The sequence below is a fragment of the Phenylobacterium sp. genome, from assembly GCF_035276905.1.
Taxonomy (GTDB): domain Bacteria; phylum Pseudomonadota; class Alphaproteobacteria; order Caulobacterales; family Caulobacteraceae; genus Phenylobacterium.
On the sequence record NZ_DATELG010000327.1, the window covers coordinates 1 to 6,753 of the forward strand.

At 70.4% G+C, this 6,753-nt stretch carries 5 protein-coding genes; 4 read left to right on the forward strand and 1 reads right to left on the reverse strand.

Annotated elements, in window-relative coordinates; translation table 11 throughout:
* The first annotated feature begins 4 nt into the window (after positions 1–4).
* Together rfaD and VJS38_RS15400 are read left to right on the forward strand one after the other, a co-directional pair.
* Positions 5–1,006, forward strand: coding sequence for an ADP-glyceromanno-heptose 6-epimerase (gene rfaD, locus VJS38_RS15395; protein WP_324089037.1), 1,002 nt, complete (start codon positions 5–7; stop codon positions 1,004–1,006).
* A gap of 3 nt (positions 1,007–1,009) precedes the next feature.
* The gene (locus tag VJS38_RS15400) at positions 1,010–2,146 is read left to right on the forward strand and encodes a DUF3089 domain-containing protein (RefSeq protein WP_324089033.1); all 1,137 of its coding nucleotides are present in this window, start codon (positions 1,010–1,012) and stop codon (positions 2,144–2,146) included.
* A 173-nt stretch (positions 2,147–2,319) separates the two neighbouring features.
* On the opposite strand, the gene recG is transcribed toward VJS38_RS15400, so the two are convergent.
* Complete coding sequence (gene recG / locus VJS38_RS15405; protein ID WP_324089034.1) at positions 2,320–4,401, reverse strand: ATP-dependent DNA helicase RecG; 2,082 nt, start codon at positions 4,399–4,401, stop codon at positions 2,320–2,322.
* A 60-nt stretch (positions 4,402–4,461) separates the two neighbouring features.
* Here recG and VJS38_RS15410 point away from each other — a divergent pair, with 60 nt between their 5' ends.
* Both VJS38_RS15410 and VJS38_RS15415 read left to right on the forward strand, forming a co-directional pair.
* A complete protein-coding gene (locus VJS38_RS15410; protein WP_324089035.1) occupies positions 4,462–4,752 on the forward strand; it encodes a succinate dehydrogenase assembly factor 2 in 291 nt (96 codons plus the stop codon).
* A partial coding sequence (locus VJS38_RS15415; RefSeq protein WP_324089036.1) for a CarD family transcriptional regulator occupies positions 4,742–6,753 on the forward strand: 2,012 nt, incomplete at its 3' end. The genes VJS38_RS15410 and VJS38_RS15415, both read left to right, overlap by 11 nt.

The window sequence follows — 6,753 nt, forward strand, 5'->3', positions numbered from 1 at the left end:
GCCCATGGATAGGCGCATCGTCTTCGTGACCGGCGGGGCGGGCTTCATCGGCTCGAACATCGTGGCCGCCCTGGCCGAGGACCGCAGCCTCGACCTGGTGGTCTGCGACCGGCTGCACGAGGTCGAGCTCGGCAAGTGGCGCAACATCGCCAAGCACGCGATCGGCGACTTCGTGGCGCCCGACCAGATGTTCGACTGGCTCGAGAAGCGCTGGCGCGACGTCGAGGTGGTGATCCACATGGCCGCCGTCTCGTCGACCACCGAGCCGGACGCGGACAAGATCATCCATTCCAACTTCACCCTGAGCCGCGACCTGTTCCGCTGGTGCGCCGACCGGCAGCGGCGGCTGATCTACGCCTCCTCGGCGGCGACCTATGGCGCGGGCGAGCAGGGCTTCGACGACGACAACGGCTATGAGGCTCTGGCCAGGCTTCGGCCGCTCAACACCTACGGCTGGTCGAAGGCGCTGTTCGACCTCTTCGCCGCGCGCCAGGCGCTCAGGGACTATGCGCCGCCGCAGTGGGTGGGCTTGAAGTTCTTCAACGTCTACGGGCCGAACGAAGAGCACAAGCACGCGATGAAGTCGGTGGCCTCGCAGATCTGGCCGCACGTGCGCGACGGCCACGGGGTGCAGCTGTTCAAGAGCTACCGCGCCGACGTGCCCGACGGCGGCCAGAAGCGCGACTTCGTCTATGTCCGCGACGCCGCGGACGTGACCGAATGGCTGCTGCAGAACCCGCAGGTGAACGGGATCTACAACCTGGGCAGCGGGACCGCGCGCAGCTTCGCCGAGATGGCGACCGCGGTGTTCAAGGCCGCCGGCCGCGAGCCGCAGATCGAATACACCCAGATGCCGCCGATGATCCGCGACAAGTACCAGTACTTCACCGAGGCCCGCATGGACCGGCTGGCGGCGGCGGGCTATCCGAAGCCGATGACGCCGCTGGAGGAGGGGATCGAGGACTACGTCTCGAACTACCTCAGCCAGCCGGATCACTACCGCTGAGCCATGCGCGAGGGGCGCCGACGACCGATCCGCTGGCTCGCGCTGCTGCTCCTGGGCTTCGTGCTGCTCCTGGGGGTGGCGACCGGCGTGTTCTGGGACGATCTGATGAAGACGTCGCTCGATCCCAAGACGCCGTTCCAGACCTACAAGCCGCCGGCGGCGCCCGACTATGCGCGCCCCGAGGCCTGGGCGCTCCTGCCGGCGCACCCTGGGACCCCTGCCGCCGGCGATCCGCCCGCCGACGTCTTCTTCATCTCGCCCACCACCTTCGACGGCGGCCACGACTGGAACAGCCCGATCGACGATGCGCGCTCCGACCGGGTGTTCAAGCGCGTCATGGCGCCCAACTACGCGGGACCGTTCGTGCAGGTCGGCCGGGTGTTCGCCCCGCGCTATCGGCAGGCCAGCCTCTACAGCCAGATGAGCCTGCAGGAGGACGCCCGCGCCGCCCGCGCCTTCGCCTATGGCGACGTCGAGCGCGCCTTCCGCACCTTCCTTGCGCGCGACAATGGCGGCCGGCCGATCGTCATCGTCGCGGTCGAGCAGGGCGGGGTGCTGGCCGAGCGGCTGCTGGCCGAGGTGGTGGCGACCGATCCCGCCCTGCGCCAGCGGCTGGCGGCGGCCTATCTGATCGAGACGGCCGCGCCGGCGGATTATCCGCCGATCCCCCCGTGCCGCCGGCGCGGCGAGCACGGGTGCCTGGCGGCCTGGCTCAGCGTGCCGGAGGGCCAGTTCCAGCGCGCCGGCATCCTGCTTGACCGCACCGTGGTCTGGGGAAGCGGCGGCGAGATCGCCATGCTCGCGGGCCGCCCGGCGCTCTGCTTCAACCCGATCCTGGGCAGCGTCACCGACGAGCCGGCGCCGGCGCGCCTGAATTTGGGAGCGGCCAACGCCACCGGCCTGGAGTGGGGTGCGCGGCCAGGCTTCCTGGCGCGGCAGGTCTCGGCCCGCTGCCAGAACGGGGTGCTGTACGTCAGCCGGCCGAAGTCGTCGAGCCTGACCCGTCAGGGAGACTGGGCGGATCGGCGAAGAGTTCCGGGATTCAATCTCTTCTACGCCGATCTTGAAGCGGACGCCGAGGCGCGGGTGTCGAGCCTGCTGGCGGAGCGGGCGAGGGCGGCGGGCGCGCTGGTCCACTGAACCACAACTGTCATCCCGGTTTCGCGTAGCGAAGACCGGGACCCATACGCACCGGAAGCGCCTGTTTCGCACAGCTGTGCCGCTGCAACTCGTTCGGATCGCATGGCGCGTATGGGTCCCGGACAGCCGCTGCGCGGCTTCCGGGATGACACAAAAGGAACGGGGAAGGATCTCTACCCCGCGTCCTTCAGCGCCAGCCCGGCCTTCCAGTCGAACAGCTCCTGCAGCACGTGCAGCGCCTTTCCGCGCTCGCTCGTCAGCTCCGGGTCGCGGGCGACGATCAGCCGGGCGTCGTCGCCGGCCGCGGCGATCAGCTCGCGGTGCACGAACGGGTCGGCGAAGACATAGTCGGGCAGGCCGGACTGGCGCAGGCCCAGCGCGTCGCCGCCGCCGCGCAGCTCGAGGTCGGTTTCGGCGATGACGAAGCCGTCGTCGGTGCGCCGCAGGATGTCGAGCCGCTTCTGGGCGATTTCCGAGAGCGGCGGGTCGTAGAGCAAGACGCAGGAGCTCTCCCGCCGCCCACGGCCGACCCGGCCGCGCAACTGATGCAACTGGGCGAGGCCGAAGCGCTCGGCCTGTTCGATGATCATGATGGTGGCGTTGGGCACGTTGACGCCGACCTCGACGACGGTGGTCGCGACCAGCACCGAAAGCTTGCCGTCGGCGAACTCGGCCATGACCGCGTCCTTCTCGGCCGGCGGCATCTTGCCGTGCACCAGGCCGACGCTGGCGCCCGCGAGCCGCTGGCGCAGCTCGGCCGCGCGGGTCTCGGCCGCCTTGAGGTCCACCAGCTCGGACTCCGAGACCAGCGGGCAGATCCAGAAGGCCTGGGCCCCGCCGGCGGTCGCCTCGCGCAGCCGCGCCTCGATCTGCGGCAGCCGGGCCATGGGCGAGGCCGCGGTGACGACCGGCGTGCGGCCCGGCGGCTTCTCGTCGATGCGCGAGACGTCGAGGTCCCCGTAGAGGGTGAGCTCCAGGGTGCGCGGGATCGGCGTCGCCGACATGGCGATCACGTGCACCGCCGGGCCCTTGCCCAGCAGCCGCTGGCGCTCGGCGACGCCGAACCGATGCTGCTCGTCGATGACGGCCAGCTGCAGTTTGTGGAACCCCGCGTCATCCTGAAAAAGCGCGTGGGTGCCGACCGCGACCTTGACCTCGCCGGACGCCAGCTGCGCCAGCTTCTCACGGCGCCCCGCCCCCTTGTCGCGGCCGGTCAGCAGGATGGTCGCGACGCCATGCGCCGACAGCGGCCCGGCGATGGTCTCGTAGTGCTGACGGGCGAGGATCTCGGTCGGCGCCATGAAGGCGGTCTGGCCGCCGGCCGCGGCGACGTCGGCCATGGCCAGCATGGCGACCACGGTCTTGCCGGAGCCCACGTCGCCCTGCACCAGCCGGCTCATCCGCTCGCCCGCCGCGAAGTCGCTCCGGATGTCGGCCAGCGCCCGTTCCTGGGCGCCGGTCAGCGCGAAGGGCAGGTCAGCCCGGATCCGCTCGGCCACGGCGCTAGGCTCGATTCGCCCGGCCGGCAGGCGACGGCGTTCGGCCTTGCGCTGCGCCATGGCGAGCTGCTGGGCGAGCAGCTCGTCAAAGGCGAGGCGCCTGAGATGGGCCGACTGAGGGGACAGGTCGGCCTCGTTCCGCGGCTCGTGCAGCCGCCCGATCGCCTCACGCCAGCTCGGAAAGCGTTCGCGCGCCAGCCAGGCCGGATCCTGCCACTCCGGCAGGTCCGGCGCGCGCGCCAGGGCCTCGACCACGAAGCGGCGCACGGTGCGGGCGGGAAGGCCGGCGGTGGCCGGATAGACCGGCTCCAGCTCCGGGATCTCGCCAGCCTTGTCGGGCCCGACGATGTAGTCCGGATGCACCATCTGCCAGCCGTAGCCGCGCTGGTCCTCGACCTTTCCGGAGACGATCCGCCGGGAATCGACCGGATGTCGTTGTTCCAGCTGGGCGCCGAAGCTGCCGAAGAACACCAGCGTCATGAAGCCGGTGTCGTCGAACACCCGCACCCGCCAGGGCTGCTGCGGCCCGCGCGGGCGCTGGTAGCTTTCAATGGCGACCTCGAAGGTCATCACCTCGCCGTCCACCGCCTCGGCGATGCGGGCAAAGGTTCGGCGGATCACCGAGTGCGGCTTCAGGAACAGGACGTCGCGGACGATGGGCCCGGCCAGCTTCTGCAACAGCGGCGCAATGCGCGGCCCCACGCCCTTCAGCGTGGTGGCGGGGGAAAACAGCGGGAACAGAATCTCGGGCCGCATTCTTTGCAGCTTACCCTGACTGGCGCTCAGACCGCGCGCGCTCTATATCGCGACCCTCTCATGAGCATCGACGAAGCACGGCTGAAGAAGCTGAAGTTCCGCGCCTGGCGGCGGGGCTTCCGGGAAGCGGACCTGATCCTCGGGCCGTTCGCGGATCAACACGTGGCCGGGTTCAGTCCCGACCTGCTGGACGAGTTCGAGCGGATGCTCGAGGTTCCGGACCAGGACCTCTACGCCTGGATCACCGACCGGGAGCCGACGCCGGCCGAGTGGGACGGCGAGCTGATGGCCCGGATCAAGCAGTTCCGGTTCGAGGCCTTCGCCTCCCGCGGGGACGACAATGGCGGCTGACGACGCCTCGCGCCCGCCGAGCCAGGCGCAGCTGCGCCGCGTGGCCGACGATCCCGGCCGCCTGGACCTGGTGGGCGCGCCGGAGGGCTTCGACGCCCTGGTCATGGCCGACATCGTCAAGGCGCGCAAAGGCCTCTCGGTCTTCGTCGCCCGGGACGCGGCCAGGCTCTCGGCCTTCACCGACGCCTTCCGCTTCTTCGCCAAGGGCGTCGAGGTCCTGATCTTCCCGGGCTGGGACTGTCTGCCCTACGACCGGATCGGGCCCTCGGCCGGGGCGGCCGCCCAGCGGATGGCGACGCTCTCGGCGCTGGCGAACGCAGCCGACGACAAGACGCCGCGGCTCCTCGCGACCACGGCGGCGGCGCTGATCCAGCGGCTGCCGCCGCTCGGCGCTGTCAAGCGCGCGAGCTATTCGGCCAGGGCCGGCAACAGCGTCGAGATCGCCGCCCTCGAGGCCTATTTCGCCGTCAACGGCTACCAGCGCGCCTCGACGGTCTCCGAGCGCGGCGAATTCGCCATCCGCGGCGGGGTGATCGACGTCTTCCCGCCGACCGCCGAGGAGCCGGTGCGCCTCGACCTGTTCGGCGACACCCTGGAATCGATCCGCGGCTTCGATCCCGAGACCCAGCGCTCGACCCGCCAGTTGAAGGACGTCAGCCTGCTGCCGGTCAGCGAGGCCCTGCTCGACAAGGACAGCATCTCGCGCTTCCGCAGCGGCTATCTCGAGACCTTCGGTGCGCCGGGCGACGATCCGCTCTACGCCAGCGTGTCGGAAGGCGGCCGCAGGGCCGGGATGGAGCACTGGCTGCCGCTGTTCTACCCGTCGATGGCGACGCTGTTCGACTACCTGCCGAAGAACAGCCTGGTGGCGCTCGACCACCTGAGCCGCGAAGCCCGCGACGAGCGGCTGGCCATGATCCGCGACGCCTATGAAGCGCGCATCCAGGCCGACCGCAAGCTGCACTATCATCCGTTGGAGCCGACACGGCTCTACCTCGACGAGGACGAATGGCGCGAGGCGCTGGCCGTCCGGCCGACGCGCCGGTTTTCCGCCTTTCAGGAGGCCGAGGGCGAGGTCGCGCTCGACATGGGCGCGCGCCAGGGCCGCAACTTTTCCGGCGAACGCAAGCTCGACAGCGTCAACCTGTTCGAGGCCACCGCAGGCCACGCCAAGGCGCTGGCGGCGGCCGGCAAGCGGGTGTTGTTCGCCTCCTGGACCGAAGGCTCCTCCGACCGCCTGGGCTCGATGCTGGCCGATCACGGGCTGAAGTCGATTCCGTTCGCGCCGTATTGGGATGCGGCCAAGGCGGCCGATCCAAAGACGCCGCAGCGGGTCGTGCTGCCGCTGGACGCCGGCTTCGAGACCGACAGCCTGGCGGTGATCTCCGAGACCGACATCCTCGGCGACCGGCTGGCGCGGCCGAAGAAGCGCCGCCGGGCGTCCAACTTCCTGGCGGAGGCCTCGTCGCTGACGCCGGGCGACCTGGTGGTGCACATCGACCACGGCATCGGCCGCTACGAGGGCCTGAAGACCCTCGACGTCCAGGGCGCGCCGCACGACACCTTGGAGCTGCAGTACGGCGGCGAGGCCAAGCTCTACCTGCCGGTGGAGAACATCGACCTTCTCACCCGCTACGGCTCGGACGGGGAGGGCGTTCAGCTCGACCGGCTGGGCGGCGCGGCCTGGCAGTCGCGCAAGGCTCGCGCGAAAGAGCGCTTGCGCGAGATGGCCGACGGCTTGATCCGCATCGCCGCCGAGCGCGCGCTGAAGCAAACCCAGGAGGTGGAGCCGCCGCACGGCGTGTTCGACGAGTTCTGCGCCCGCTTCCCCTACGAGGAGACAGACGACCAGCTGAACGCCATCGCCGACGTGCTGGAAGACCTGGGCTCGGGCAAGCCGATGGACCGGCTGATCTGCGGCGACGTCGGCTTCGGCAAGACCGAGGTGGCGCTGCGCGCGGCCTTCGTGGTGGCGATGAGCGGCCAGCAGGTCGCGGTCGT